Source organism: Streptomyces sp. NPDC048389, assembly GCF_040706335.1.
Taxonomy (GTDB): domain Bacteria; phylum Actinomycetota; class Actinomycetes; order Streptomycetales; family Streptomycetaceae; genus Streptomyces.
This window is the reverse complement of sequence record NZ_JBEZKP010000001.1, coordinates 209,666-236,647: the sequence shown is the minus strand read 5'-3', so window position 1 is coordinate 236,647 and position 26,982 is coordinate 209,666. Positions and strand designations below refer to the sequence as shown.

Annotated in this window: 24 protein-coding genes and 3 tRNA genes; 11 read left to right on the top strand and 16 right to left on the bottom strand. The window is 69.2% G+C overall.

The genetic code is table 11. The annotated features are described in order from the left end of the window. Window position 1 precedes the first annotated feature (1 nt). Entirely contained in the window at window positions 2-1,240 is a 1,239-nt protein-coding gene (locus AB0903_RS01080; RefSeq protein WP_366697647.1) for an MFS transporter, read from the top strand. Between the two features lie 346 nt (window positions 1,241-1,586). Here AB0903_RS01080 and AB0903_RS01075 read toward each other — a convergent pair. Continuing rightward, window positions 1,587-1,670, bottom strand: a tRNA-Leu gene (locus AB0903_RS01075). A gap of 339 nt (window positions 1,671-2,009) precedes the next feature. Here AB0903_RS01075 and AB0903_RS01070 point away from each other — a divergent pair. The 6 genes from AB0903_RS01070 to pknB all read left to right on the top strand — a co-directional run bounded on the left by AB0903_RS01070 (window position 2,010) and on the right by pknB (window position 10,159). Continuing rightward, the gene (locus AB0903_RS01070) at window positions 2,010-2,891 is read left to right on the top strand and encodes a DUF3662 and FHA domain-containing protein (protein ID WP_366697645.1); all 882 of its coding nucleotides are present in this window, start codon (window positions 2,010-2,012) and stop codon (window positions 2,889-2,891) included. A gap of 10 nt (window positions 2,892-2,901) precedes the next feature. Beyond that, window positions 2,902-3,411, top strand: a complete 510-nt coding sequence (locus tag AB0903_RS01065; RefSeq protein WP_366697643.1) for an FHA domain-containing protein — start codon at window positions 2,902-2,904, stop codon at window positions 3,409-3,411. Between the two features lie 144 nt (window positions 3,412-3,555). Further along, complete coding sequence (locus tag AB0903_RS01060) at window positions 3,556-5,055, top strand: Stp1/IreP family PP2C-type Ser/Thr phosphatase (RefSeq protein ID WP_366697641.1); 1,500 nt, start codon at window positions 3,556-3,558, stop codon at window positions 5,053-5,055. Between the two features lie 25 nt (window positions 5,056-5,080). Beyond that, window positions 5,081-6,508, top strand: a complete 1,428-nt coding sequence (locus tag AB0903_RS01055) for an FtsW/RodA/SpoVE family cell cycle protein (protein WP_366697639.1) — start codon at window positions 5,081-5,083, stop codon at window positions 6,506-6,508. Next, on the top strand, window positions 6,505-7,965 hold the full coding sequence (locus tag AB0903_RS01050) for a penicillin-binding transpeptidase domain-containing protein (protein WP_366697637.1): 1,461 nt from the start codon (window positions 6,505-6,507) through the stop codon (window positions 7,963-7,965). Before AB0903_RS01055 ends, AB0903_RS01050 begins: the two co-directional genes overlap by 4 nt. 169 nt (window positions 7,966-8,134) lie before the next feature. After that, window positions 8,135-10,159 (top strand): Stk1 family PASTA domain-containing Ser/Thr kinase, encoded by a 2,025-nt coding sequence (pknB, locus tag AB0903_RS01045; protein ID WP_366697635.1) that lies wholly within the window; start codon window positions 8,135-8,137, stop codon window positions 10,157-10,159. A gap of 82 nt (window positions 10,160-10,241) precedes the next feature. Here pknB and AB0903_RS01040 read toward each other — a convergent pair whose 3' ends face one another. The 6 genes from AB0903_RS01040 to AB0903_RS01015 all read right to left on the bottom strand — a co-directional run bounded on the left by AB0903_RS01040 (window position 10,242) and on the right by AB0903_RS01015 (window position 14,670). Then, window positions 10,242-10,934: a class E sortase gene (locus tag AB0903_RS01040; RefSeq protein ID WP_366697633.1), complete on the bottom strand. Its 693-nt coding sequence runs from the start codon at window positions 10,932-10,934 to the stop codon at window positions 10,242-10,244. A gap of 51 nt (window positions 10,935-10,985) precedes the next feature. Further along, window positions 10,986-12,152 carry a class E sortase gene (locus tag AB0903_RS01035; protein WP_366697885.1) on the bottom strand — a complete coding sequence of 389 codons (1,167 nt, stop codon included), beginning with the start codon at window positions 12,150-12,152 and terminating at the stop codon, window positions 10,986-10,988. An 80-nt stretch (window positions 12,153-12,232) separates the two neighbouring features. Beyond that, window positions 12,233-12,871 carry an aminodeoxychorismate/anthranilate synthase component II gene (locus AB0903_RS01030; RefSeq protein ID WP_366697631.1) on the bottom strand — a complete coding sequence of 213 codons (639 nt, stop codon included), beginning with the start codon at window positions 12,869-12,871 and terminating at the stop codon, window positions 12,233-12,235. After that, on the bottom strand, window positions 12,868-13,041 hold the full coding sequence (locus AB0903_RS01025) for a hypothetical protein (RefSeq protein ID WP_366697629.1): 174 nt from the start codon (window positions 13,039-13,041) through the stop codon (window positions 12,868-12,870). The genes AB0903_RS01030 and AB0903_RS01025 overlap by 4 nt, the downstream gene beginning before the upstream one ends. Before the next feature lie 56 nt (window positions 13,042-13,097). Further along, complete coding sequence (locus AB0903_RS01020; RefSeq protein WP_366697883.1) at window positions 13,098-13,871, bottom strand: class E sortase; 774 nt, start codon at window positions 13,869-13,871, stop codon at window positions 13,098-13,100. Between the two features lie 31 nt (window positions 13,872-13,902). Further along, window positions 13,903-14,670 carry a DUF881 domain-containing protein gene (locus AB0903_RS01015; protein WP_366697627.1) on the bottom strand — a complete coding sequence of 256 codons (768 nt, stop codon included), beginning with the start codon at window positions 14,668-14,670 and terminating at the stop codon, window positions 13,903-13,905. A gap of 140 nt (window positions 14,671-14,810) precedes the next feature. On the opposite strand from AB0903_RS01015, the gene crgA reads away from it, so the two are divergent. Then, the gene (crgA, locus tag AB0903_RS01010) at window positions 14,811-15,065 is read left to right on the top strand and encodes a cell division protein CrgA (protein WP_366697625.1); all 255 of its coding nucleotides are present in this window, start codon (window positions 14,811-14,813) and stop codon (window positions 15,063-15,065) included. 273 nt (window positions 15,066-15,338) lie between these two features. Here the strand turns inward: crgA and AB0903_RS01005 are convergent, their stop codons facing one another. Beyond that, entirely contained in the window at window positions 15,339-16,238 is a 900-nt protein-coding gene (locus AB0903_RS01005) for a rhomboid family intramembrane serine protease (RefSeq protein WP_366697623.1), read from the bottom strand. A 219-nt stretch (window positions 16,239-16,457) separates the two neighbouring features. Continuing rightward, entirely contained in the window at window positions 16,458-16,985 is a 528-nt protein-coding gene (locus tag AB0903_RS01000) for a peptidylprolyl isomerase (RefSeq protein ID WP_366697621.1), read from the bottom strand. A gap of 279 nt (window positions 16,986-17,264) precedes the next feature. Here AB0903_RS01000 and AB0903_RS00995 point away from each other — a divergent pair, with 279 nt between their 5' ends. Beyond that, window positions 17,265-17,945, top strand: coding sequence for a DUF5324 family protein (locus tag AB0903_RS00995; RefSeq protein WP_366697619.1), 681 nt, complete (start codon window positions 17,265-17,267; stop codon window positions 17,943-17,945). Window positions 17,946-18,000: 55 nt separating this feature from the next. Here AB0903_RS00995 and AB0903_RS00990 read toward each other — a convergent pair whose 3' ends face one another. Together AB0903_RS00990 and AB0903_RS00985 are read right to left on the bottom strand one after the other, a co-directional pair. Beyond that, window positions 18,001-18,873: a DUF6344 domain-containing protein gene (locus AB0903_RS00990; protein WP_366697617.1), complete on the bottom strand. Its 873-nt coding sequence runs from the start codon at window positions 18,871-18,873 to the stop codon at window positions 18,001-18,003. Between the two features lie 446 nt (window positions 18,874-19,319). Continuing rightward, window positions 19,320-19,392: transfer RNA gene (locus tag AB0903_RS00985), tRNA-Ala, on the bottom strand. A gap of 190 nt (window positions 19,393-19,582) precedes the next feature. Here AB0903_RS00985 and AB0903_RS00980 point away from each other — a divergent pair. Further along, window positions 19,583-20,131 carry a DNA-binding protein gene (locus tag AB0903_RS00980; protein ID WP_366697615.1) on the top strand — a complete coding sequence of 183 codons (549 nt, stop codon included), beginning with the start codon at window positions 19,583-19,585 and terminating at the stop codon, window positions 20,129-20,131. Between the two features lie 50 nt (window positions 20,132-20,181). Then, window positions 20,182-21,501 carry a serine/threonine-protein kinase gene (locus AB0903_RS00975; RefSeq protein ID WP_366697613.1) on the top strand — a complete coding sequence of 440 codons (1,320 nt, stop codon included), beginning with the start codon at window positions 20,182-20,184 and terminating at the stop codon, window positions 21,499-21,501. A gap of 32 nt (window positions 21,502-21,533) precedes the next feature. Here the strand turns inward: AB0903_RS00975 and AB0903_RS00970 are convergent, their stop codons facing one another. The 5 genes from AB0903_RS00970 to gyrA all read right to left on the bottom strand — a co-directional run bounded on the left by AB0903_RS00970 (window position 21,534) and on the right by gyrA (window position 26,951). Next, window positions 21,534-22,952 carry a hypothetical protein gene (locus AB0903_RS00970; RefSeq protein WP_366697611.1) on the bottom strand — a complete coding sequence of 473 codons (1,419 nt, stop codon included), beginning with the start codon at window positions 22,950-22,952 and terminating at the stop codon, window positions 21,534-21,536. Between the two features lie 269 nt (window positions 22,953-23,221). Then, a complete protein-coding gene (locus AB0903_RS00965; protein WP_003958712.1) occupies window positions 23,222-23,356 on the bottom strand; it encodes a DLW-39 family protein in 135 nt (44 codons plus the stop codon). A gap of 178 nt (window positions 23,357-23,534) precedes the next feature. Next, window positions 23,535-23,608: transfer RNA gene (locus AB0903_RS00960), tRNA-Ile, on the bottom strand. An 82-nt stretch (window positions 23,609-23,690) separates the two neighbouring features. Further along, complete coding sequence (locus tag AB0903_RS00955; RefSeq protein ID WP_366697609.1) at window positions 23,691-24,260, bottom strand: DUF3566 domain-containing protein; 570 nt, start codon at window positions 24,258-24,260, stop codon at window positions 23,691-23,693. An 87-nt stretch (window positions 24,261-24,347) separates the two neighbouring features. Next, complete coding sequence (gene gyrA / locus AB0903_RS00950; RefSeq protein ID WP_366697607.1) at window positions 24,348-26,951, bottom strand: DNA gyrase subunit A; 2,604 nt, start codon at window positions 26,949-26,951, stop codon at window positions 24,348-24,350. Between the last annotated feature and the right edge of the window lie 31 nt (window positions 26,952-26,982).

Below are 26,982 nucleotides of genomic sequence, written 5' to 3'. Positions count from 1 at the left end.
CGTGACAGACCTCGATGTGAGCGGGGCCGCGACCGGAACAGGGGACCGGTCGCGGCCCCGCGGCGTCCTGCCCGCGCTGTGTGCCACACAGATCACCGGCTGGGGAATCGTCTACTACGCCTTCCCGGTCCTGCTGCCGCGTGTGACCGAGGACACCGGCTGGTCCCCGGGCGCCGCTACCGCCGCGTTCTCCGCGGCCCTCCTGGTGTCCGCCGTCGCCGGGATCCCCGTCGGCCGCGTTCTCGACCGCCAAGGGCCCCGCACGGTGATGACCACCGGTTCCGTACTCGCGGTCCTCGCACTCCTCGCCGTCGCGACCGCTCCGAACCTCCACGTCTTCACCGCCGGTTGGCTCCTCGCCGGGCTCGCCATGGCGGCCACCTTCTACCAGCCGGCGTTCGCCGCGCTCACCCGTTGGTGGGGCACCCGACGCGTCCGCGCCCTGACCGTCGTCACCCTCGCCGGCGGACTCGCAAGCACCGTCTTCGCCCCGCTCACAGCCGCTCTCGCCGAGCACCTCACATGGCGAGCCACCTACCTGGTGCTGGCGGGCATTCTGGCTGCCGTCACGATTCCGGCCCACGCACTGGCGCTTCGCGCGCCATGGCCACCCGCCCCGAAGGCGCCCGCCCGACGGCCCGACCAGGCCCCGTCCGTCACGCGCAGCCGCCCCTTCCTGTTCCTGGCCGGCGCCTTCACCCTTTCCGGCTTCGCGATGCACGGCGTGGTCTTCGGCCTGGTCCCGCTGCTGACCGAGCGCGGCGCCGACCCGACAACAGCCGCCTGGGTCCTGGGCCTCGGCGGAGCCGGCCAGACCCTGGGCCGCGTGCTCTACGCCCCGCTGGCCCACCGCAGTGGCGTCACCACCCGGACCGCGGTCTTCATCGCAGCGGGCGCGGCCACGACACTCGCCCTCGCCCTCGTGTCCGGCCCGGTCCCTCTCCTGATCCTGCTCTCCGTCCTGGCAGGAGTGGTCCGCGGGAACCTCACCCTGCTGCAGGCCACGTCGGTCGCGGACCGATGGGGCACCGCCGCCTACGGCCGCCTCTCAGGACTGCTCGCCGCTCCCGCGACGGTAGCCGGAGCCCTGGCGCCGTGGGCGGGGGTGGCTCTGGCCGGGCCGATGGGCGGCTACTCCGGACTCTTCCTGGGGCTCGCCACGGCATCCGTGATGGCAACTGTGCTCGTCCTGTCGGCGGGGCACCTCACTCCCGGGCCGGACAACGCGAGACGGGGGTGAGCCACGCCCGACCGCCATTCCTCTTCCTCCGCGCCCGGGGCCGGCAGCACCTCGCCCCCGCCGGCGCACACGCCACCGGCGCCGCACCGCTGGGCGACCGGACCCCCGCCGGTCTTCGCACCGGTCGGCTGGACCTGCTGAAGGCCCGCCGCACGGCCCAAGACCTTGAAGGATCGGGGCCCGCTGCGTGACTCATGCCACGGAGCGTGGCCCCTGCCTCCTGCCCGTCACACACGACGAAGCCCCGGCACCACCGAGGCCACCGGAGCTGTCACGAACGCAACGAAACGGACCCTCACCAGGACTTTCGTCTCCGGCGAGAACCCGTTTCGTCGGTTTCTCACTGTGCGCGAGGGGGGAGTTGAACCCCCACGCCCTTTCGGGCACTGGAACCTGAATCCAGCGCGTCTGCCTATTCCGCCACCCGCGCATTGGGTGCTGTCGTCCGGTGCCCCACCTGCCGGTGCGACCCCCTGGCGACATGCAGAAGATTAGCACGCTGCACAGGGTGGATTCACATCCGTTTGTTTGGACGCCGTGGGCGAGGAACAAGGAAGAAACGAAGCGAGTGGCCGGGAACGCAGGGCGGCGTCCCCCACTCCTCCTGTATGCATCCCGTGTGCGGGACACTGTCAGGAGGCCGCCTCTACGATCCGGTGTGAGAGGTGACACTCATCGACGGGGCAGACAAGGGGAACCAGCCGATTTCCCGACGCGTGGATACGATCAGTAAGCAGTACCAGGGCGACAACGACGGAGGAGGTGCCCCATGGGAGTCCTGAAGCGCTTCGAGCAGCGTCTCGAAGGTCTGGTCAACGGCACCTTCGCGAAAGTCTTCAAGTCCGAGGTCCAGCCCGTCGAGATCGCGGGCGCCCTCCAGCGGGAGTGCGACAACAACGCGACGATCTGGAACCGCGAGCGGACCGTCGTCCCCAACGACTTCATCGTGGAGCTCAGCACGCCCGACTTCGAGCGCCTGAGCCCGTACTCGGGCCAGCTCGGCGACGAACTCTCCGGTCTGGTCCGTGACTACGCCAAGCAGCAGCGCTACACCTTCATGGGCCCGATCAAGGTGCACCTCGAGAAGGCGGACGACCTCGACACGGGCCTCTACCGGGTCCGCAGCCGCACGCTGGCGTCGAGTACGTCACAGTCCTCGGCGGGTGGCTCGTCGGCCCCCGGGGGCCGGCCCTTCGGCGGCGACGCCCAGGCAGGCGGCGGTTACGGCTACCCTCCGCCCGCCTACGGCGGCGGCACCCCCGGTGCACCTCCGATGCCGGCCGCGCCGCCTCCCGGCGCACCCGCGGGCCCGCGTCCCGGCCCGGCGGCCGGGCAGCACACGCCGGGCCCCGGTGCCGTGCCGAACACACAAGTACGACGCTGGATCGAGATCAACGGCACACGCCATCAGATCTCCCGCCCGACGCTGGTGCTGGGACGCAGCACCGACGCCGATGTGCGGATCGACGACCCCGGCGTATCGCGCCGGCACTGTGAGATCCGGACCGGAACGCCCTCGACGATCCAGGATCTCGGGTCTACCAACGGCATCGTGGTAGACGGGCAGCACACCACCCGCGCTACGCTCCGCGACGGCTCGCGGATCGTCGTGGGCAGCACCACCATCGTTTACCGGCAAGCCGAAGGGTGAAGCGGGGGCAATGTCAGAGCTGACCCTGACGGTCATGCGGCTAGGTTTCCTGGCCGTTCTGTGGCTGTTCGTCATCGTGGCCGTCCAGGTCATCCGCAGCGATCTGTTCGGTACGCGGGTGACGCAGCGCGGTTCACGCCGCGGCGCCGACCAGCGCCCCCAGCAGCAGCGCCAGAACGCCGCACCGCCGCAGCAGCGGCAGACGGGCGGGCGCCAGCGGCGGGGGGCGCCGACGAAACTGGTCGTGTCCGAAGGCACACTCACGGGTACCACCGTCGCCCTCCAGGGCCAGACCATCACCCTGGGCCGGGCGCACGACTCCACGATCGTGCTGGACGACGACTACGCGTCCAGCAGGCATGCCAGGATCTACCCGGACCGTGACGGCCAGTGGATCGTCGAGGATCTCGGGTCCACCAACGGCACATATCTCGACCGGACCCGACTCACCACCCCGACACCGATTCCGCTGGGCGCGCCGATCCGCATCGGCAAGACCGTCATCGAGCTGCGGAAGTAGTACGACAATGAGCGAGCGGAGCGAGCGAGCCGCAGCGGTCCCCACCGGCGACCTGCACGGGCTGCTCCCGACCGGAGGGTGGGCAGTGTGGCTCGAGACCGGCTGGCGCGACAGTCGCCCGGCGAGCCGACGGGTGAGGTCCGCATGAGTCTTTCTCTGCGTTTCGCCGCCGGATCGCACAAGGGCATGATCCGCGAAGGCAACGAGGACTCCGGCTACGCCGGTCCCCGGCTGCTGGCCATCGCCGACGGCATGGGAGGACAGGCGGCCGGTGAGGTCGCCTCGTCCGAGGTCATCTCCACGCTCGTCACGCTCGACGACGACGTGCCCGGCTCCGACATCCTCACCTCGCTCGGCACCGCCGTGCAGCGCGCCAACGACCAGCTCCGGATGATGGTCGAGGAGGACCCGCAGCTCGAAGGCATGGGCACCACGCTGACCGCCCTCCTGTGGACGGGACAGCGGCTCGGCCTGGTGCACGTCGGAGACTCCCGTGCGTACCTCCTCCGCGACGGTGTGCTGACCCAGATCACACAGGACCACACCTGGGTGCAGCGCCTCGTCGACGAGGGCCGGATCACCGAGGAGGAGGCCACCACCCACCCGCAGCGCTCCCTGCTGATGCGGGCGCTGGGCAGCGGCGACCACGTGGAGCCGGACCTCTCGATCCGCGAGGTCCGCGCCGGTGACCGCTATCTGATCTGCTCCGACGGCCTTTCCGGCGTCGTCTCCCACCAGACGATGGAGGAGACGCTCGCCAGCTACCAGGGCCCGCAGGAGACCGTGCAGGACCTGATCCAGCTCGCACTGCGCGGCGGCGGCCCCGACAACATCACCTGCATCGTCGCCGACGTCCTCGACACCGACACGGGCGACACTCTGGCCGGTCGGCTCATCGACACCCCGGTCGTCGTCGGCGCGGTCGCCGAGAACCAGCACCAGCTGAACGACGGCGGCGCCATGCAGACGCCGGCCGGCCGCGCCGCGGGACTGGGACGCGCCCCCGCCCCGAAGGCTCCGGGCGGCAGCTTCGGCCCGCCCGGCTCGGGTGACGCCGAAGGGTACGGCGGCATGCCGCCCCAGGACGGCTTCGACGCCTACGCCGACGACGACTTCGCCAAGCGGGGCGGCGGCCGCAGGTGGCTGAAGCGTTCGCTGTTCATCGTGCTCGCGCTGGCCGTCGTGGGCGGCGGTCTGTACGGCGGCTACCGCTGGACGCAGACCCAGTACTACGTCGGCACCAAGGGCGAGCACGTGGCCCTGTACCGGGGCATCAGCCAGGACCTCGCCTGGGTCTCGCTCTCGGAGGTCCAGAAGGACCATCCCGAGATCGAACTCAAGTACCTACCGCCCTACCAGCGCAAGCAGGTCGAGGCGACGATCACCGAGGACAGCCTCACGACCGCTCGCGCGAAGGTCGACGAGCTCGCCAAGCAGGCCGCCGCCTGCAAGAAGGACGAGCAGCGCCGCGAAGCGGCCGACAGCGCGAGCAGCCCGCCTCCCGGCGAGGGCCAGGCCGACGACACCGCCGGCACGCCCGCCACCCAGGACGCGAAGACCAAGCCGACCGCAGCCTCTCCCTCCCCGGGTCCCACCCTCTCGGAGGAGGAGCAGAAGCTGGCCTCGAACTGCGGCAAGCAGTAATCGTCCGTAGGGGGCCTTCTCCACCATGAGCGTTGTCACCAACACGACCACGATCGGCGCGATCGACGCGCCGAGCCGGCGGAACACGGAGCTGATGCTCCTCGGTTTCGCCGTGGCCATCCCGGTGTTCGCCTACATCAACGTGGGCCTCGCCCTGGACGGCGAACTCCCCGCGGGTGTCCTCGGATACGGGCTCGGCCTCGCCCTGCTCGCCGCCGTGGCCCACCTCGTTGTGCGCAGATTCGCCAAGTACGCGGACCCGCTGCTGCTGCCGCTGGCGACCCTCCTGAACGGTCTCGGCCTGGTGCTCATCTGGCGGCTGGACCAGTCGCCGCGGCTGCTCGCACGGAGCGACTTCTCTCCACAGGCGACGAACCAGCTCATGTACTCGGCGCTCGGTATCGCGCTGTTCGTCGGTGTGCTGCTGCTTCTGAAGGATCACCGCATCCTGCAGCGGTACACGTACATCTCGATGGCGGCGTCCATCGTCCTGCTGCTGCTGCCGCTGGTGCCCGGTCTGGGCGTGCCGATCTTCGGTGCCAAGATCTGGATCCGGGTCGCCGGCTTCTCGATCCAGCCCGGTGAGTTCGCGAAGATCGTGATCGCGGTCTTCTTCTCCGGCTACCTGATGGTGAAGCGGGACGCCCTCGCACTCGCCAGCCGGCGGTTCATGGGCCTGTACCTGCCGCGCGGCCGCGACCTCGGTCCGATCCTGATGATCTGGGCGATGAGCCTGTTGATCCTGATCTTCGAGAACGACCTCGGTACCTCGCTGCTCTTCTTCGGCATGTTCGTGATCATGCTGTACGTGGCGACCGAGCGGACCAGCTGGATCGTCATGGGTCTGCTGATGTCCATGGTCGGCGCGGTCGTCGTCTCCCAGTTCGCGAGCCACGTCCAGTCCCGTGTAGCCGCATGGCTCGACCCCTTCGGGTGCCTGGAGACCGCAGAGCCGGGCACCAACATGATTTTCGCCTGCGACCAGATGACCCAGGTACTCATGTCGTTCGGCGCGGGAGGCACCCTCGGCACCGGCTGGGGACAGGGCAACTCCGACCTGATCGCCTTCGCCGCCAACTCCGACTTCATCTTCGCCACCGTCGGCGAGGAGCTGGGACTGGCCGGCGTGATGGCCTTCCTGCTCCTGTACGGCCTGATCATCGAGCGCGGCGTGCGCACCGCGCTGGCGGCACGCGACCCGTTCGGCAAGCTGCTGGCGATCGGCCTGTCCGGCGCCTTCGCCCTTCAGGTGTTCGTCGTGGCAGGCGGTGTGATGGGCCTCATTCCGCTGACCGGTATGACGATGCCGTTCCTCGCGGCCGGTGGTTCGTCCGTCATCGCCAACTGGGCCCTGATCGGCATCCTCATCCGTATCAGCGACACCGCGCGCCGACCCGCGCCCTCGCCCGCCCCGTCACCCGACGCCGAGATGACCCAGGTGGTCCGACCGTGAACAAGCCCCTGCGCCGGATCGCGATCTTCTGCGGAATCCTCGTCCTCGCCCTGATGATCAGGGACAACTGGCTCCAGTACGTCCGGGCCGACGAGTTGAACACGCACAAGAAGAACAAGCGCGTCGAGATCGAGCGCTACGCGCACGAACGCGGCAACATCATCGTCGACGGCAAGGCGATCACCGGCTCCGTCGAGACCGAGGACAACTACTACAAGTACAAGCGGACCTACACCAACGGCCCGATGTGGGCCCCGGTGACCGGCTACGCGTCGCAGGTCTTCGGCGCCAACCAGCTGGAGAAGCTCGAGGACGGCATCCTCAGCGGCAACTCGGACCAGCTCTTCTTCGACCGCACGATGGCGATGTTCACCGGCGACGAGAAGAAGGGCGGCAACGTCCTCACCACCCTCAACGGCAAGGCGCAGAAGGCCGCCTACGAGGGTCTCGGCGACAAGAAGGGCGCCGTCGCGGCGATCGATCCGAGGAGCGGCAAGATCCTCGCTCTCGCCTCCACCCCGTCGTACGACCCCTCCTCGTTCGCCGGCCGGCTGGAGAAGGACGGCGAGGCGTGGACGGCGCTGACCAAGGACAGCGACAAGCCGATGCTGAACCGCGCGCTGCGCGAGACGTACCCGCCCGGCTCCACGTTCAAGGTTGTCACGGCCGCCGCCGCGCTCGAGTACGGCGCCGTCGAGGACATCAACGCCCCGACCGACACCCCCGAGCCGTACATCCTCCCCGGCACCAGGACGCCGATGGTCAACCACGCGAGCGGCTGCGAGAACGCCACCCTGAACAGGGCCATGGAGGTCTCCTGCAACTCCGTCTTCGCCAAGCTCGGTGACGACGTGACGCGCGACAAAATGGTCGAGATGTCCGAGAAGTTCGGCTTCAACGACCCGGAGATCGACACCCCGGTCCGTGCCGCCGCCTCCGTCTACGACAAGACGATGAGCCGGGACGGGAACGCCCAGTCCTCCATCGGCCAGTTCAACACCGCCGCCACCCCGCTCCAGATGGCGATGGTCACGGCGGCGATCGCCAACGACGGCAAGCTGATGAAGCCGTACATGGTCGACAAGCTGGTCTCCCCCGACCTCGACGTCATCCAGCAGAACGACCCCGAGGAGATGAGCCGGCCGATCTCCGCGGAGAACGCCCAGCTGCTCCAGCAGATGATGGAGAACGTCGTCGAGAACGGCACGGGCGGCAACGCGGCCATCAGCGGCGTCAAGGTCGGCGGAAAGACCGGTACCGCCCAGCACGGCGAGAACAACAGCAAGAACCCGTACGCCTGGTTCATCTCGTATGCCAAGGACGGCAACGGGTCGCCGGTCGCCGTCGCGGTCGTGGTCGAGGACAGCAACGCCCGCCGTGACGACATCTCCGGTGGCGGCCTCGCCGCCCCGATCGCCAAGGCCGTGATGCAGGCGGTGCTGGACGGCAACCAGTGACGAGCATCACTCCCGCCCTTCATACCTGCACATTGCGATACCGGTCGGGTATCAGCTGCCGGTTGCGGGCGGAGCAAGTACGGCGTGCCCGGTAGCCTTTGCGCGAAACAGCACACCGGAGGACCACACACGGGTGCGGTCGGGACTGACGGAGAGGGCTGGAACAGTTATGGAAGAGCCGCGTCGCCTCGGCGGCCGGTATGAACTGGGCTCGGTGCTCGGCCGCGGTGGCATGGCCGAGGTCTACCTCGCCCACGACACCCGGCTCGGCCGCACCGTCGCCGTGAAGACGCTGCGGGCCGACCTCGCCCGCGACCCGTCCTTCCAGGCCCGGTTCCGCCGTGAGGCCCAGTCCGCCGCCTCGCTCAACCACCCGGCGATCGTCGCCGTCTACGACACCGGTGAAGACATGGTGTACGACGGCGCTTCCGGCGGGGGTGCCGGGGTCTCGATCCCGTACATCGTCATGGAGTACGTGGACGGGTCCACCCTCCGTGAGCTGCTGCACTCCGGCCGCAAGCTCCTGCCGGAGCGCACGCTCGAGATGACCGTGGGCATCCTGCAGGCGCTCGAGTACTCGCACCGCGCCGGCATCGTCCACCGCGACATCAAGCCGGCGAACGTCATGCTGACGAGGACCGGCCAGGTCAAGGTCATGGACTTCGGCATCGCCCGGGCCATGGGCGACTCCGGCATGACCATGACCCAGACCGCTGCCGTCATCGGCACCGCCCAGTACCTCTCTCCGGAGCAGGCCAAGGGCGAGCAGGTCGACGCCCGCTCGGACCTGTACTCGACCGGCTGCCTGCTCTACGAGCTCCTCACCGTCCGCCCGCCCTTCGTGGGCGACTCCCCGGTGGCCGTGGCCTACCAGCACGTGCGGGAAGAGCCGCAGCCGCCCAGCAACTTCGACCCCGAGATCACGCCCGATATGGACGCGATCGTGTTGAAGGCCCTGGTCAAGGACCCGGACTACCGCTACCAGTCCGCCGACGAGATGCGTGCGGACATCGAGGCGTGCCTCGACGGCCAGCCCGTAGCCGCCACGGCGGCGATGGGCGCTGCCGGGTACGGCGGCGGCTACGGCCCCAACGACCAGCCGACCACGGCGCTGCGCCAGGCCGACCCGGCCGGCCAGACGTCGATGCTGCCGCCCATGAACCCGGACGACGGCAGCTTCGGCGGTTACGACGACCGCCAGGGCCGCAGACGCCAGAAGAAGTCCAACACCTCGACCGTCCTGCTGGCGCTCGCGGGCATCCTCGTGCTCGTCGGCGCGGTGCTGATCGGCAAGTCGCTCTTCGACACCAGCGACGGCGGCGGCAAGGTGGACGTTCCGCAGCTGGTGGGTTCCACGCTGAAGGAGGCGGAGGACGCGGCCAGGAACGCCGGTGTGCAGCTCACCCAGTCCGGCACCGCGCGCTGCGAACAGCCGAAGGGCAGTATCTGCTCCCAGGACCCCGAGCCCCCGGCCGAGATGAACGAGGGCGACACCGTCCAGGTCGTCGTTTCGGAGGGCGCGCCGAAGGTCAAGGTGCCCGACGTCGTCGACAAGGACGTCGGGGACGCCAAGGAGATCCTCGAGCAGGAGAAGTTCAAGGTCGAGACCGAAGAGATCGAGTCCTCGGAGGACCCCGGCACGGTCCTCGAACAGGATCCCGCGGGCCGCTCCATGGCCGAGACCGGCGCCACGGTCACACTCACCGTCGCCAAGCGGGCCCTACAGGATCTGCCGGACGTCCTCGGCCAGGAGATCGGCAGGGTGACGAGCCAGCTGCAGCTGCTCGAGTTCGAGGTCGAAAGGGTCGACGTCGACTCGGACAAGCCGCAGGGCGAGATCATCTCTCAGAGCCTGCCCGCCGGAAAGCACCCCAAGGGTTCCAAAGTCACCCTCCAGGTCTCCAAGGGCCCGGCCCAGACCCAGGTCGCGGTCCCCGGTGACATCATCGGCAAGAGGGTGTCCGAAGCCCGGCAGATTCTTCAACAGGCCGGATTCACCAATATCCAGGTCGCCCCGGGCAAGCCCGCTGACGACAACGCCATCGTCATCAGCTCCAACCCCGCGCCGGGCACGCCGGTCGACCCGGCGACCACCGCGATCGTGCTCGACACGTTCGGCGGTGGCGGCAACGGGGGCAACGGCAACGGCGGTGGAGACGGCGGCGGCTTCATCGGCGGCGGAGACGGCGACTGACGCGACGCTCCGCACCTGACACGGCACTGAGCCCCGGCACCTTCCCAGGCGCCGGGGCTCAGCTCGTGCGGGGATCCCGACGTCAGCGCAACTCCGCCGGAGGGGTGCGCCGGTCGTCGATCTTCTCCGTGCGCTCCAGCTCGCCCCAGACGATGTACCGGTAGTTCGACGTGTAGATCGGCGTGCAGGTCGTCAGCGTGATGTAACGGCCCGGCTTCGTCTTCCCGGACTCCTCCGGAACCGGCTGGATCACGTTCACGTTGTACTTCGAGGTCTTCGGCAGCGTCTTGTAGACCTTGTAGACGTACCAGGTGTCCTTCGTCTCGAAGACGATCGGATCACCGTTCTTGATCTTGTGGATGTTGTGGAACTTCGCTCCGTGCCCGTCCCGGTGCGCGGCCAGCGTGAAGTTGCCCTTGTCGTCCCAGGGGAGAGCCGACTTGATCGGCTCGGTGTAGTAGCCGGCGATGCCGTCGTTGAGCTCGTCGGTGTCGGTGCCCTTCTTCACCAGGACCTCACCGTCACCCATGGCCGGTACGTGGAGGAAACCTATGCCGTCCCGCAGGTCGAGGTCCTTCTTGCCCGGGCTCTGGGGGCTGCTGTTCGCCCAGTCCTCCCGGATCCGGTCGCCCTGCCTGGAGGCTTCGCGGTCGGCGAGGACGTTGGTCCACCACAGCGAGTAGACGACGAAGAGCCCCAGCACCACACCCGCGGTGATCAGCAGCTCTCCGAAGACACTGATGGCGCCGGCGATCCGGCCTCGTGCACGTGCCACTGCACCTGTTCCCTGTCTTGAAGTGTCTCGGTGTCTCGCTGTCTCGGCGCCTCAGCCGACGAGTGCGTCGGGTTTACCCTCGCTGCGCGGCCGTTCGTCAACCATCTTGCCCCACACGATCATTCGATAGGTACTTGTGAATTCGGGGGTGCACGTCGTCAGAGTGATGTACCGGCCGGGCTTGGTGAACCCGGACTGCTCCGGTACGGGACTGATCACGCTCACGTTGGACGGCACGGTCTGCGGAAGGAGTCTCGACATCTCGTACGTGTAGTAGGTGTCCCGTGTCTCGACGACGATCGGATCGCCCGGCTGGAGCCGGTTGATGTACCGGAACGGTTCGCCGTGGGTGTTGCGGTGGCCCGCGACCGCGAAGTTGCCCTGCTTGTCCTCGGGCATCGCCGTCTTGAGCCGTCCTTCGCCGTAGTGGCCGACCATGCCCCGGTCGAGCACCTTGTGCTTGTCGATGCCCTCGGCGATCGGCACGACGACATCCAGCTTGGGGATGTACATGATGGCGAAACCCTGGCCGGGCTCGAAGGCGTCGGGCTTGCGGCCCTTCGTCCAGTCCTCCTGGATCTGGTCGGCCGCCCTGTCGGCCTGCTGGCCCGCAAGCACGTTCGTCCACCACAGCTGGTAGGTGACGAACAGCAGCATCAGGACGCCGAAGGTGATGAACAGTTCACCGATGGCACGGCTGGCGATGACCGTCGGGCTGTCCTTGGCGGCGCGTGCCGCCCGCCGGGCCTCGACACGGCTGAGCGGCCTTCCCGGCTCCGCCGGTTCCACGGGCTGCGCGGCGGGGCGCCTACGGCCCCGCCCTTTGGCCGCCCTGCGCCGCTCCGCCCGGCCTGGGCCGGGGGGCGTCTGAGCGGCGCGGCGCGGGTCGGACGTCCGCAGGGCCACCGTCTCGTCGTCGGAGACGAGGATCGGATCGGACACCGCGGTCCGCGGCTCCGGCTCGGGGACACGTACCGGCTCAGGCTCCGGCGCAGCGGTTCGTCCGGGGGCGGGGCCCGGCTCGGTGGCGTACCAGTCGCGCGCGTACGTCTCCGTCTCGTCCGCGGGGTACGAGTCGCCCGTCCACTCCTGCTGCGGGGCTTGGGGTGCCTGGGGTGCCTGCGGGGCCTGTGGTGCCTGCGGCTCGTCTGCCGCGGGGACGTTCGCGGCCCTGAACCACGGCGATCCGTGCCCGCCGGGAGGGACCGGATCCGTCAACGGGTCGTACGCCGGGTCACCCTGGCTCTCCGGGTCGTACCCGTAGCGGTGTTCGTACTCGTGCCCCGGGCGCACGTCGCTCACGCCAGAGCCTTGCCCACCACCGGTGCGAGCCCCGCCGAACGCCCGACGGCCCCGGCGTCCCCGCACTGCTGCAGCCAGTTGGCGAGCATCCGATGACCGTGCTCGGTGAGCACCGACTCGGGGTGGAACTGCACACCCTCGACCGGCAGTTCACGGTGGCGCAGCCCCATGATGATGCCGTCCGCCGTGCGGGCCGTCACCTCCAGCTCCGCCGGGAACGGCACCGGCTCGGCCGCCAGGGAGTGGTAGCGCGTCGCGGTGAAGGGCGACGGCAGGCCGGCGAAGACCCCCGTGCCGTCGTGGGTGACCGGCGAGGTCTTGCCGTGCAGCAGCTCCGGCGCCCGGTCCACCACGCCGCCGTAGGCGACGGCCATCGACTGCATGCCCAGGCAGACCCCGAAGACCGGCACACCCGTGGCGGCACAGTGCCGCACCATGTCGATGCAGACACCGGCCTCTTCGGGAGCGCCGGGGCCGGGGGACAGCAGCACACCGTCGAAACCGTCCTGGGCGTGCTCCAGGGCGACCTCGTCGTTGCGCACGACCTCGCACTCGGCACCCAGTTGGTACAGGTACTGGACGAGGTTGAAGACGAAGCTGTCGTAGTTGTCGACGACGAGAACGCGTGCGCTCACCGGGCTCCTCCCTCTCCGTCGACCGTCACGTCGCCGAACGGGAGCAGTGGCTCCGCCCACGGGAAGACGTACTGGAACAGCGCGTAGACGACCGCGAGGGCCAGCACGAGTGAGATGACCGCCCGCACCCATGCGTTGCCCGGCAGATGCCGCCAGATCCAGCCGTACATGCCGTCCCTTTCCGTTCGGTACGGCACCAGACTAAAGGGCCGCAGGGGCCCGTGGGTCAGCTGCGCAAAGCTGGTGGTTTGCCGTCGGTCACAGGATGGGTCGCGTCGAGGTGGGCCCAGACGACCAGACGGTGGCTGCTGCCCCACTCGGGCTCGCAGGTGGTCAGCGTCAGATAGCGCCCCGGCTCGTCGAAGGCGGCTGCTTCCTCCTTCAGCGGCCTGGGCACCGGATCGATGACGCCGACGTCGCTCGGGACCGTCCGGTACGGCTTGTTCGCGATGCGGTAGGTGAACCACGTCGTCCCGTCCGTGAGCACGACCGCGTCACCGGGGCGCAGCCTCGGGAAGTCCTTGAAGGGGTCACCGTGGGTGCGGCGGTGCCCGGCGACCGCGAAGTTTCCCTTCGCTCCGAGCGGGCCCGTGGAGGCGTAGTGCCCCAGCCCCTTCTTGAGCACGTCGGTGCCGGTGCCCTGGAGAACGGGCCAGTCCCAGTCGGCACCGAACCGGGGGATGTACATGACCGCGAAGGGCTCTCCGGGCGCGTACGCCTTCGGCGCGGGCTCGGAGTCGTTCGGCGCGGACTCGGCACCGTTCTGCGCGGGCCCGGAACCGTTCGGCGCGGACTCGGTGCCCTCTCCCCCGCCCGGGGCCGCGGGAGACGGCCCCTGGCCCGTTGCCCAGCCTGCTTCCAGGCGGTCGATCTCGCGGTCGGTGGCGTGGTCGGCCTCGACCCCGGTCCAGAAGAGCAGATGGACGACGAACAGGACGATCAGGGTGCCGGCGGTGAGGCACAGTTCGCTGAAGGTCCGGACAAGCACACGTACCGAGATCGACACCGGCTCCCCCCAAGCGCCACTGGCCCTACCCGACGGGCTTCGCGTAGTGGAGATCCACTGTGCCCGAGTAGCCGGGAAGAGTCACCGACTCGTTCTCGTCGACCTGCCAGCCGAGCCCGTACGCCTCGACGTAGAGGTGGTAGTTCTGGATGGCGGGGGAGTCGGCCAGCGCCTTCCTGAGCTTCTCCCGGTCGCCGACGGCGGTGACCTTGTAGGGCGGTGAGTAGACCCGGCCCTGGAGGATGAGCGTGTTGCCAACGCACCGCACGGCACTGGTGGAGATCAGCCGCTGGTCCATGACCTGGATGCCCTCGGCGCCGCCCTGCCACAGCGCGTTGACGACGGCCTGGAGGTCCTGCTGGTGGATGACCAGGTCGTTGGCCTGCGGCTCCGGGTAGCCCGGCGCGGCCCGTGCGTCCGGCGGAGCGTCGTCGAGCGTCACGGTCAGGGCGCTGCCCCGCAGCGGGTCGGTGCCGGCGGAATGCTGCAGCACCTTCAGCTTCGCGTCCTCGGCCCGCGTGGATCCGTCGTCGCGCTGCGCGAGGGCGTCCACGTCGCCGCGCACGGCCGCGGTGGACGCCTCGAGCTCGCCGTTCTTGTCGCTGCGCTGCTGGACCAGGTCGGACAACCGCAGCAGCGAGTCGTCCGTACGCAGGTCTGTACCCTTGGCAGTGTTGAAACTGGTCACGAAGATCAGCCCCGCGAGGGCGAAAACGGCAGCCGTCAGCAGCCGGACCGGTCGCCATGGGAATCGGCGAACGGGGCCTTGCGGGGGGTCGGCAGAAATGCTCAACGTACCCTTATCTCCTTCGGCACCGCGGAAGCACTACGCTAACGGACGCCTGGGGGCAGCAATGGCCCCCCTGGCTCCGGCCCCGGCGCCAGCCACAGTTCCCTGCGCGGTCACGCAGCGCATCGACAGGAGAGTCCCTCGTGCCGAAGTCACGTATCCGCAAGAAGGCCGACTTCACACCGCCTCCGGCCGCGAAGGCGGCGACCATAAAGCTCACCAACCGCAGCTGGGTCGCACCGGTGATGTTGGCGCTGTTCCTGATCGGGCTGGTCTGGATCGTCCTCTTCTATGTGACGGAGGGCGAGCTGCCGATCAAGAGCTTCGGCAACTGGAACATCGTCGCCGGTTTCGGTTTCATCGCCGCGGGCTTCGGCGTCTCGACCCAGTGGAAGTAACCACGGCGCAGTCGGCTCTCTGAGCCCTGGCCAAGACTTGTCCACACTGTTTTCCACAGGCCGGGGAAAAGGTCGGAAGATCTGTGGATAACTCTCGCGCCGTTGACGCCGATGTGACTGCGTCGGCCATCCCAGTGAAGCGATCAGCCCCTTGTCACTGATGGGAAACCCCAGCTCAGCGACGAGGGGCACGCTTGTTCCCCACGCGATGCACAAGATTCGCCACACACTGTGGACAACTCTGGGGAAAGCTCGGCCGCCGCAGCCGTACGGTCAGATGATCGTGACGGTCCTGGCAACGACCGCGGCGACGGCCGCGAGCAGGACGAGCGCACATGTGGCGAACTGGACGGTGTTCCGGCGCTTGCCCTGGGGGGCGTGGACCAGACCGTAGGCGATCGCCACCCCCGCGACCAGGCCGCCGATGTGGGCCTGCCAGGCGATGCCCTCCCAGTAGAACGTGAGGAACAGATTGATCGCGAGGAGCACCATGATCGGCCGCAGGTCGTAGCTCATCCGTCGCATCAGCACGACCGTGGCACCGAGCAGCCCGTAGACCGCGCCGGAGGCACCGAGGGAGCTCTGCTCGGGCGCGGCGATCAGATAGGTCAAGGCGCTTCCGGCCAGCCCGGACACAAGGTACAGCGCCAGGTACCGCACCCGGCCCAGCGCCTGCTCCAGCTGACCGCCGAGCCACCACAGCATGAGCATGTTGAAGAAGACGTGCCAGATCTCCCAGTGCAGGAACATGGAGGTCAGCAGCCGGTACGGCTCCCCCTCGGCGACCCCCTCGGTCGCGACGTACGGAGACGGCGGCCACTGCCCGACCAGCACCAGCGGTTCCAGGAACCGCTCGCCGACGATCCGGGCGGCCAGGAACACCGCCAGATTGATGCCGATCAGCACCTTCGTCACCAGATGCGGGCTGGCAGCGACGGCTCCTCCCGCGATCGTCCGCGGCCGGGTCGCGTTCGGCCGGTGTCCCGTACCGGAGCCGGTGCGGACGCACTCCGGGCAGTGGAACCCGACCGACGCGTCGACCATGCACTCGGTGCAGATCGGCCGGTCGCAGCGGGTGCAGCTGATCCCCGTCTCACGGCCCGGATGCCGGTAGCAACTGGGCAGGCCGTGGGCGCCCTGCGGCTCCTGCGGGCTGCCTGGCGCCTGGTCCATGAGGTCACCTCGTCAATCTGGGGCTCGCGAATCGCCCCGCCCATCCTTACGGACGGGCGGGGCGAAAAGGTTCCCCTGCGGAAATCCCCGCGCCGACGGGCTGCGACGCGTCCTGCCACGGTGCCCGGGCACCTACCCCGGCGGGCGGGTTCGCACGCGTCTCGCCGCCGCGCCCCTGCGGTCCCGGCGACTTTCCACAGGGCGCGTGGACGACATCCCTCAGCGGGTCTCGACGACGACCGACTCGATCACGACGTCGTTGAGCGGACGGTCTGTGCGCGGGTTGGTACCGGTGCTGACGATCGCGTCCACGACCTTCTTGCCGGCCTCGCTGACGACCTCACCGAAGATCGTGTGCTTGCGCGTCAGCCACGCGGTCGGCGCCACGGTGATGAAGAACTGCGAACCGTTGGTACCGGGGCCGGCGTTGGCCATGGCCAGCAGGTACGGCCTGTCGAAGGCCAGGTCCGGGTGGAACTCGTCCTCGAACTCGTAGCCGGGGCCGCCCGTGCCGTTGCCCAGCGGGTCACCGCCCTGAATCATGAAGCCGCTGATCACGCGGTGGAACACCGTGCCGTCGTACAGCCTGTCCGTGGACTTCTTGCCGGTCGCCGGGTGGGTCCACTCGCGCTCACCCTGTGCGAGTTCGACGAAGTTCTTGACCGTCTTGGGCGCGTGGTTCGGCAGAAGCCGGATCTCGATGTCGCCTTGGTTGGTCTTCAGGGTGGCGTATAGCTGCTCGGCCACGATCTGCCTTCCGTAAGTCGTCTGTGACGTCGCACGATCCTCGCACGGAAGGGCCGCCTCACGGACGGAAGCGGCCGGGTCGTCGTCGTACCGGCGCCTTCCGTGCCGAACGGCGGCATCATCGTTCCACACGCGTTCGGCATGACCCGGATGCCCGCCCCACATGCCGGGGCGGCGTTCAACGGGCATGATTTCGAACCGGGTGGATAGGTGGAGACAGTGCCCCAGCCGGGGACGAACTCCAGTCACCCTCAGTACGCCACCGAGGAGGAGGATCCCGTGACCCGCATGGACAGCGTGCGCGCCGCGACCGGTACGGCGAAGGACAGCGTGCTGCACGCCGCGGACGTGGTGGCGCCCTACGCCGGCACGGCCAAGGACCAGGCCGCGCATTATGCGCACGAGGCCCGCGTACGGCTCGCGCCGAAGGTTTCCCAAGCCGCTACCGCGGCCCGTGTTCAGTACGGCAGTCGTGTAGCACCACACGTACCGCCGAAAGTCGATGTGGCCGCGCGCCGCGCCAAGGTGCAGGCCAGGAGGGCCGCCCGTCAGGCGGCCGACTACACGGTCCCGCGCGTCGAGCACGCGATGGCCGCCGCTCAGCCTGTGCGACAGGAGGCTGCGGCCCGTTCGGCTGCCGCTCTGGCCGCGCTGCGCGGTCAGGTGACGGCGAAGGACATCCAGAAGCTCGTGAGGAAGCATGAGCGGCGGTCCCGGGCCGGGCGTCTCGCCAAGGGCCTCGCGGTCCTCGGTGTGCTGGCCGGCGGTGCCTTCGCCGCTTGGAAGTGGTGGGACAAGCAGGCCAACCCCGACTGGCTGGTGGAACCGCCCGCCGCGACGGAGGTTTCCGACCGCGCCCCTCTGACATCGGTCGACGGCAGTACGCAGGCCGGGCTGGACCCTGAGGTGCAGGTGAAGCAGAACGAGGCAGGGACCGGGGACCACGACGACCGTCGCTGACGGTCGGCCGTCCTGCGGACTCCGGGCGCCGGGAGTGGAAGACGCTCCCGGCGCCTCATGCTGCGACGAGCGCGGTGAGCGCGGCGCGGAGCTCCTGCTCGGCGCGGAGTTCCTCCGCGATGCGGGCGTCGTGGGCGATGCGGGCGGCCTGCGCGGCGCGGAAATCGGCCGGCGGGACGACAGCGGTGCCTGCGGAGCCCGTGGCCGGGGAGTCCGCCGGGACCACCACCTGGGAACCCGCGGTGGAAGCGGCAGGGGAGGCGGCAGGGAAGGGCGAAGAGGCGACGGCAGGCGCGTCCGGCGAGGAGCCGGCCGCATCGGAAGCGGGAGCGCTGGCCGGGGCAGCCGCGGTGGCCTCGGCACCGGCCGACGAGCCCTCGCCGGTACCGGTGGCCGGCCGGCGGGCAGGGAACCCGGTGGCCGCCCGGCCCGGGGTGGACGCGGTCGGCCCGGAGAGCGCATCGCCCTCGGTGGAGGCGACGAGCGCAAGGCCCTCGGATGTCGCGGCGGACGTGGCGACGGCCGGAGCAGCGGCGGAGGAGGTCCGGGACGCACTGGCGGAAGCGGCCGCGCCGAGCATGGCTGCGAGGCTCCTGGCCGGATCGGCGTCACTCGTGTCGACAGCGGGCAGGTGACGCACCGAGGGCGACGAGCCGTGCGCCTCGGCGCTGATGCGCTGCTTCATAGTCGGTGGCAGTGACCGCTCCCGTGCGGTCGCCGCCGTCCGGGTGGCCGGTCGGCGGTTCTGAGCCGGCACGGTTGCGCGCCGCGCCTGCGGCCGGCTGGTGTCGGCCGGCTCGTCCGCCGACTGCGCGGCCGGCTGAGCCGCGGCGGCAGCGGCGCCGGTGGTGAGCCCCACCGAGGCAAGCAGAGCAAAGAACGCGGTGATGAACGCGGTCCACAGATTCCTGACCTTGAAGGCGGCCATGACCCCTCGCTTTCGGGTTGAGCGTTTTACATACCTTCCTCATGATCTGTACGCATCCCGAGAAGTGGGGGAGCGACGCCGCCACTGCTCAGTTCTTCTGATGAACACCACCCGGATGGTCCAGTCCGCCGGGACGGAGCCCCGACTTGCGAGGCTGCCGCAGCCCGTCCAGGGCTTCACCGCCCTCACCCAAGAGCGACGAAAGCGCAGGTCAGCGCAGAGGAAGGGGTCCTGCCGGGCTGCCTTGCCGAGCGACGGCCCAGTCGGCTCACCGACTCGGCGAGGCTCCGACGCCCTTCATGGCGCAACGCCAAAGGGCGGTGGAGACGTCGGCGGCCGATTCGACAGACGCACTGCGCGCCGCTAGCGGCAGCGAAAGAGCGGCCACCACAGGAACACAAAGAGGTCCCCCGACCGGCTTCGCGGTCGGGGGACCTCTTCCGAAGTGGAGCCTAGGGGAGTCGAACCCCTGACATCTGCCATGCAAAGACAGCGCTCTACCAACTGAGCTAAGGCCCCGGAACAGCGGAACACCCGAGGAGAACGACGCCCCGGCAGCCGCCGTGGACCAGAGTACCGGGTCACCCCCGTGATCCTGCAAAAACATGGGGCTTCCGGCCGGGACTCCCCGTCACCGAGCACGCTCCGTAGGATGCACCACAAGGTTCGCGACAGCGAAGCCGCTTGGGGAAGCGATGGGGAGACGCGCATGGACGCAGCGCAGCAGGAGACGACCGCAAGAGCCAGAGAACTGCAGCGCAGCTGGTACGGGGAGCCGCTCGGCGCTCTCTTCCGGCGTCTCATCGACGACCTGGGTCTCAATCAGGCCCGGCTCGCGGGCGTCCTCGGGCTCTCCGCCCCCATGCTGTCCCAGCTGATGAGCGGTCAGCGGGCCAAGATCGGAAACCCCGCCGTGGTCCAACGCGTCCAGGCGCTCCAGGAGTTGGCCGGCCAGGTGGCCGACGGAAGTGTCAGCGCCGTGGAGGCGACCGCCCGGATGGACGAGATCAAGAAGTCGCAGGGCGGCTCCGTCCTCACCGGCACCAACAACTCGACCAGCACCTCGGGGGCCCCGACGGTCCGCCGTGTGGTGCGGGAGATCCAGTCACTGCTCCGTTCCGTCTCCGCGGCCGGAGACATCATCGATGCGGCGGACTCCCTCGCCCCGACCCACCCGGAACTGGCAGAGTTCCTCCGGGTGTACGGCGCGGGGCGCACCGCCGACGCGGTCTCCCACTTCGAGTCGCACCAGAGCTGAACGAGGCGGACAGTCGCCACGACGAGGAACCGGGGAGCTGGCGCAGCACAATGGGTGAGGTCTTCGCCGGTCGGTACGAGCTGATCGACCCGATCGGACGCGGTGGCGTCGGCGCGGTGTGGCGGGCCTGGGACCATCGCCGTCGCCGCTATGTGGCGGCGAAGGTCCTGCAGCAGAGCGACGCGCACACCCTGCTCCGTTTCGTGCGTGAGCAGGCGCTCCGGATCGATCATCCCCATGTCCTCGCCCCGGCCAGCTGGGCCGCGGACGACGACAAGGTGCTGTTCACCATGGACCTGGTGAGCGGTGGCTCCCTGGCCCACGTCATCGGGGACTACGGACCGCTGCCGACGCGGTTCGTGTGCACCTTGCTCGATCAGCTGCTGTCCGGCCTCGCGGCCGTGCACGCGGAGGGGGTCGTGCACCGCGACATCAAGCCGGCCAACATCCTGATGGAGGCGACGGGGAAGGGGCGACCCCACCTCAGGGTCTCCGACTTCGGGATCTCCATGCGCAAGGGCGAGCCCCGGCTGACCGAGACCAACTACGTGGTCGGGACGCCCGGTTACTTCGCGCCGGAGCAGATGCTCGGCGCGGAGCCGGACTTCACCGCCGACCTCTTCGCCGTCGGACTGGTCGCCCTCTATCTGCTGCAGGGCAGGAAGCCGGACTCCCGGGCCCTGGTCGAGCACTTCGCCGAGCACGGCACACCGGGCGCCCCGCAAGGCATTCCGGAGCCCCTCTGGCAGGTGATCGCGGGGCTGTTGCAGCCCGATCCGCAGGCGCGGTTCCGCAGCGCCACAGGAGCGCGCAAGGCCCTCACGACGGCCGTGGAGCTGCTCCCCGAGCCCGCGCCGGGCGAGGAGTCCGTCGAGGTCTTCGATCAACTCGGGCCGCTTCCCGCGGGCTTCGGCCCGAACGGGCCCGAGGCGGTCCCGCAGCAGGCTCCCGGCCGGAGCACGCCAGTGGCGCAGCCCAATCCGCCTTCGGAGACGGGCAGCTTCCATCTCGCCCCACCGCCGCGGCAGCCGCCCGTACAACCGCCGCACACTGCTCAGCCGCACCCGCCGCCCGCGATGCCGGCCGCGTTCCCGGCCGCGATCCCGTCCGTGGGCGAGTCCATGCCGAGCCCGACTCAGGTGCCCTCTTCTGCTCCTGTCACGGCGCATGCGGCGTCCGCTCCGCAGACCTGGCAGACGCCGCCGTCGTTCGGCGGGGCCGCCACCCACTCGTACACCGCTCATGCTCCTCAGGTTGCACAGCGTGGCGCCGGGAAGCGGCCGGGGCCGCCCCCGAAGGTCGCGGTCCCGGTGCTGCTCGTCGCCGTGCTCTGCTTCGCGGTGGGGATCTGGGCACTCACCCAGGTCTGAGCCCGCTCGCCGCCCGTCGGCCCGTCGGGCGGTCAGTGCCCCTGCGTGGGGCCGTGCTGCCCGTATCCGTACTGCTGACCGTGCTCCTGGCCGTACCCCCGGGCACCTTGTGCGGGGCCCTGCGGGCCGGGCTGCCCCGGCACGGAAAGCGCTGCCGGTTCCGTGTCCTGCGGCGTACGGCGGCGGGCCAGCAGTGTCCAGACTCCGAGTCCGAGCACCAGAAGAGTCCCGAGGCCGATCGCCCCGACCGCGAGGAGCATCATCCCGTCGCCCGTCGCCGCCTCCTCGGCGCTCTTGCCGCTCTCCGCCGCCTCCCGATTGGCCTCGGTGACCTCGAAGTCGCCGACCGGGCCGGCGTAGGCGGGGGCCTCTTTCGGCTCGCCCTTGATGTTCACCCGGAGCGTCAGCGGCATCGGGTTTTCGCCGTACTCCTCCGCGATCTCCGGGTTGAGCGTGACGGTGAGGTAGTACCAGCCGGCGAACCTCATGGCGGCGGCCGAGTCGTCGGAGTCGTAGCGGTTCTCGTAGGCCACGGGCGGAAGCGGGTCCAGCGAGACGGTCTTCTGCTTGCCGTCGTAGTACATGCTCGACTCGTCGTCGACGAAGCCCCTCGCCGGGTTGTACAACGCAAGCACAAGGGCGTTGCTGACGCTCTTCGCCCCGTCGGCGACAGGGCTGTTGGCCAGGTCGGCGCCGGCGAAGATCTGCTGTCCCCAGTCGAGTGGCACCCGGTAGAAGAGTGTCTCGCCGGGCTTGATGGTGTCCTGCCACTCGCCCTGGCCGAGTCCGGTCGAGTCGTGGAAGCCGGTGCCGCCGTGACGCTTCTGCGGCCCGCCGGCCGGCGCCGCCGGTGAGGCGGACGGCCAGTTCTCGGGTGCCTTGGTGGGGCCGGCGGCCTTCAGACCCGGCTCTGCGACGAAGCGCAGCTCCACGCCCCATGTCTCGGGCGTGGACTTCTCGTCACCGGACCGCTCCAGCACCACGTAGTACGCGTCTGCCTGCTGGCACCTGGTGCTGTCCTTCTCGATCCGCCGGCTCGCGTAATCGGCCACCGGACGGGGGTAACCGGCGGACCCGAACCTGACGTCGCCGTCACCGCACGAGGTTCCGGACTTGTCCTCGATACTCACCTCGAGCTTGTCGAGGTATCCGACCTTCGTGCCCGGCTCGGGGACGGCCACCGCGGAGACAAAGGCGTTCGACCTGCCGTCCAGGTCGATGCGGTAGTAGAGCTTCTCACCCGGCCCGATCGAGTCCCTGTACGTCGAACCGGCCGTCAGCTCGGGACCGTTGATGTTGACGGGGGTGCCCTTGACGGGCTTCGCCTCGCTGTCGAAGACGTACGGGCTCGGTTCGCCGGCTGCCCACGACTGCCCCGGCAGCACGCCCACCACGCATGCCGCCGCCACCCCGGCGAGCGTCACCCGGCCTCTGCCGCGCTGCCTCTTCACGCGCTTCTCCTTGTGGTCGACGAGTCCACCGGGTAGCCGGTCGGCCCTGTGCCATCCTGCCCCGGTCGCCCCATCGCTGTCTGCGCGCGCGGGTGAATCGCCCTGCTTGTCCTGCGGCGCGTTACTCGCCTGCGATATTTGCAGAAGCAAGGGATATATTCACCGACGCGAATCGGCCACGCCCGGGCTGCGGCCCCGACAGCGGCCCCGACAGCACGGAGCCCCGGCCGCTTCCGCGGCCGGGGCCCGTGTCCAAGAAACGTTGCGTCTCACACACCCGAACCTGCGGGCACGGAGTCGGTCGCCTCCGTCCACAGATCCTGCTCGGCGCGATCCGCCTGGATCTGGCGGTACACGAGGAGCCCGCCGATGGCGGCCAGTGCGACCAGGAGAAGCTTCTTCACCGCGCGACCTCGTCTTTCCTTGACGTATGAGGACTTCTGGCGCCCGACTATACACACGACCGATACCGATCGGTGACCTGCACCCGGCGGCGGCCGGCTCATGCCCCGCCCCCAACTCCGTTGGCCGACAAAACGCCAGGCCCGGCCGGAGAATCTCCGGCCGGGCCTGGTGTCACTGTGGGGCTAACAGGATTTGAACCTGTGGCCTCATCCTTATCAGGGATGCGCTCTAACCAACTGAGCTATAGCCCCTCCGCGCTGCGCGCTGACCTCTGAAGATTAGCGCACACGCGGTGCAGCGCCAAAATCGGAATCCGAGGACCCCTCCGCGGCGCTACTCGTCCTCGGCGAGCGTGAGCTCGACACCGCCCACAAAACCGGCGGAGAGGTTGTAGATGAAGGCCCCCAGCGTCGCCAGCGCCGTGGCCAGCACCACATCGATCACCGCGATGACCGAGGTGAAGACGAGCACCCGCGGCAGCGAGAGGAACGACTGGAGGTCGAAGCCGTTGCTCTCGTTCGAACCGGTCGCCTCGCTGATCGTCCCGCCGACGGTCGAGAAGACGCCCATCGCGTCCATGACCATCCACAGCACGGCGGCGGCGACCACCGTGCAGATACCCAGCGCGATGGAGAGCAGGAAGCTGACCTTCATCACCGACCACGGGTCGGCCTTGGCCACCCGCAGCCGCGCCTTGCGGATACGCGGCGTCGTACGGGCCCCTGTGCGGGGCCGGCGCACCGCGGCGCCGGCTTCCTGGCCGGGGCGCTGCTGTCCGCCCTGCGTCCCGCCCGGCGAGGGATACGCCTGCGGAGGGTGGTACGGCTGGCCGACCTGCGCCGCGGCAGGCTGGTCTCCGCCAAACATCTGGTACGGGGGCTCCTGCCCCCGGGTGTCCGTCACTGTGGCCCCCTGGGAGTCCGCGGCAGGGCCACGGGCACCGTTCGCTCCGGATGCGGCCGGTCCGGCGCCCGTGGCTCCACTCACGCTCTACTCCTCGTGCTCCCCGGCCGAGGACTGTGTGCCCTCGGCTGCCGCCTCGGCCGGCTCGGCGCCAGCCTCCTCGGTCCCTTCGACCTCTTCGGCCTCGCGACCGGCCTCGGCGTTACGAGCGATACCGACGACGGCATCGCGCTTGCCCAGGTTGATCAGTTGGACGCCCATGGTGTCACGGCCCGTCTCCCTGACTTCGTTGACTCGCGTACGAATCACACCGCCACCGAGGGTGATGGCGAGGATCTCGTCGGTCCCCTCGACCACCAGCGCCCCGACGAGCGAGCCGCGGTCCTCCACGATCTTGGCGGCCTTGATACCCAGACCGCCGCGGCCCTGGACGCGGTACTCGTCGACAGCGGTCCGCTTCGCGTACCCACCATCGGTTGCAGTGAACACGAACGTACCGGGCCGGACGACATTCATCGAGAGCAGTTCGTCGCCCTCTCGGAAACTCATCCCCTTGACGCCGGATGTCGCACGTCCCATCGGACGCAGCGCTTCGTCCGTGGCGGTGAAGCGGATGGACTGCGCCTTCTTGCTGATGAGCAGCAGGTCGTCCTCCGCGGAGACGAGCTCCGCGCCGATCAGCTCGTCGTCCTCGCCGCTCTCCGTCTCCCGGAGGTTGATCGCGATGACGCCACCGGAACGCGGCGAGTCGTAGTCCTTCAGGGGCGTCTTCTTCACCAGGCCGCCCTTGGTGGCCAGCACGAGGTACGGCACGGCCTCGTAGTCGCGGATCGCCAGGATCTCGGCGATCTGCTCGTCCGGCTGGAAGGCCAGCAGGTTGGCGACGTGCTGTCCGCGCGCGTCCCGGCCGGCGTCCGGGAGTTCGTACGCCTTGGCCCGGTAGACCCGGCCCTTGTTGGTGAAGAACAGCAGCCAGTGGTGGGTGGTGGAGACGAAGAAGTGGTCGACGATGTCGTCTTCCTTCAGCTTCGTGCCGCGCACACCCTTGCCGCCGCGCTTCTGCGAGCGGTAGTCGTCGGTCTTGGTGCGCTTCACATAGCCGCCACGGGTGATCGTGACGACGATGTCCTCCTCGGCGATCAGGTCCTCGATGGACATGTCACCGTCGAAGGGCACCAGCTTGGAGCGGCGGTCGTCGCCGTACTTCTCGACCAGCGCCGCCAGTTCGTCACTGACGATGCCGCGCTGCTTCTCCGGCGAGGCGAGGATCGCGTTGTACTCGTTGATCTTCGTCTGGAGCTCGTCGTGCTCCTGCACGATCTTCTGCCGCTCCAGGGCGGCCAGCCGGCGCAGCTGCATCTCGAGGATGGCGTTGGCCTGGATCTCGTCGATCTCGAGCAGGCCCATCAGGCCCTCGCGTGCGACGTCGACCGTGTCGCTGCGCCGGATCAGCGCGATGACCTCGTCGATCGCGTCCAGCGCCTTGAGCAGACCGCGCAGGATGTGCGCCCGCTCCTCGGCCTTGCGCAGCCGGAACTTGGTGCGCCGGACGATGACCTCGATCTGGTGCGTCACCCAGTGGCGGATGAACGCGTCCAGCGACAGGGTCCGCGGCACTCCGTCGACGAGCGCCAGCATGTTGGCGCCGAAGTTCGTCTGCAGATCGGTGTGCTTGTACAGGTTGTTGAGCACGACCTTGGCGACGGCGTCGCGCTTCAGCACGATCACCAGACGCTGGCCGGTACGCGACGAGGTCTCGTCACGGACGTCCGCGATGCCGCCGATCTTGCCGTCCTTGACCAGGTCGGCGATCTTCTGGGCCAGGTTGTCCGGGTTGGTCTGGTACGGGAGCTCGGTGACCACCAGGCACTGGCGGTTCTGGATCTCCTCGACCTCGACGACCGCGCGCATCGTGATGGAGCCGCGGCCGGTGCGGTACGCCTCCTCGATGCCCTTGCGTCCGACGACCAGCGCGCCGGTCGGGAAGTCCGGACCCTTGATCCGCTCGATCAGCGCCTCGAGCAGTTCCTCGTGCGTGGCCTCGGGGTGCTCCAGATACCAGCGGGCACCGGCGGCGACCTCGCGGAGGTTGTGCGGCGGGATGTTGGTCGCCATACCGACCGCGATCCCGGCGCTGCCGTTGATCAGCAGATTCGGGAAACGCGCCGGCAGGACCGTCGGCTCCTGGTTGCGGCCGTCGTAGTTGTCCTGGAAGTCGACGGTCTCCTCGTCGATGTCGCGGACCATCTCCATGGACAGCGGCATCATCTTGCACTCGGTGTACCGCATGGCGGCGGCCGGGTCGTTGCCCGGAGAACCGAAGTTGCCGTTGGAGTCCACCAGCGGCATGCGCATCGACCAGTGCTGGGCCAGACGGACCAGGGCGTCGTAGATCGAGGAGTCGCCGTGCGGGTGGTAGGTGCCCATGACGTCACCGACGACACGGGCGCACTTGTAGAAGCCCTTCTCGGGCCGGTATCCGCCGTCGTACATCGCGTACAGCACGCGGCGGTGGACGGGCTTGAGGCCGTCCCGGACGTCGGGCAGTGCGCGCGAGACGATGACGGACATCGCGTAGTCGAGATACGAGCGCTGCATCTCGGTCTCGAGCCCCACGGGCTCCACGCGCATGCCCACGCCCGGCACGATGGGCTCCTCTTCGGGCGTCACAGTGGTGTTCTCGTCGGCCATTGCTGGTCTTCAGTCCTTTCGTGCGGTCAGC

Coding starts and splice junctions, on each gene's coding strand:
- AB0903_RS01060 (WP_366697641.1), top strand. CDS start 3,556: ATGAGTCTTTCTCTGCGTTTCGCCGCCGGATCGCACAAGGGCATGATC.
- gyrA (WP_366697607.1), bottom strand. CDS start 26,951: ATGGCCGACGAGAACACCACTGTGACGCCCGAAGAGGAGCCCATCGTG.
- AB0903_RS01005 (WP_366697623.1), bottom strand. CDS start 16,238: ATGGACCAGGCGCCAGGCAGCCCGCAGGAGCCGCAGGGCGCCCACGGC.
- pknB (WP_366697635.1), top strand. CDS start 8,135: ATGGAAGAGCCGCGTCGCCTCGGCGGCCGGTATGAACTGGGCTCGGTG.
- AB0903_RS01025 (WP_366697629.1), bottom strand. CDS start 13,041: ATGTACGGCTGGATCTGGCGGCATCTGCCGGGCAACGCATGGGTGCGG.
- AB0903_RS00990 (WP_366697617.1), bottom strand. CDS start 18,873: ATGGCCGCCTTCAAGGTCAGGAATCTGTGGACCGCGTTCATCACCGCG.
- AB0903_RS01065 (WP_366697643.1), top strand. CDS start 2,902: ATGTCAGAGCTGACCCTGACGGTCATGCGGCTAGGTTTCCTGGCCGTT.
- AB0903_RS00980 (WP_366697615.1), top strand. CDS start 19,583: ATGGACGCAGCGCAGCAGGAGACGACCGCAAGAGCCAGAGAACTGCAG.
- AB0903_RS01055 (WP_366697639.1), top strand. CDS start 5,081: ATGAGCGTTGTCACCAACACGACCACGATCGGCGCGATCGACGCGCCG.
- AB0903_RS00975 (WP_366697613.1), top strand. CDS start 20,182: ATGGGTGAGGTCTTCGCCGGTCGGTACGAGCTGATCGACCCGATCGGA.
- AB0903_RS01070 (WP_366697645.1), top strand. CDS start 2,010: ATGGGAGTCCTGAAGCGCTTCGAGCAGCGTCTCGAAGGTCTGGTCAAC.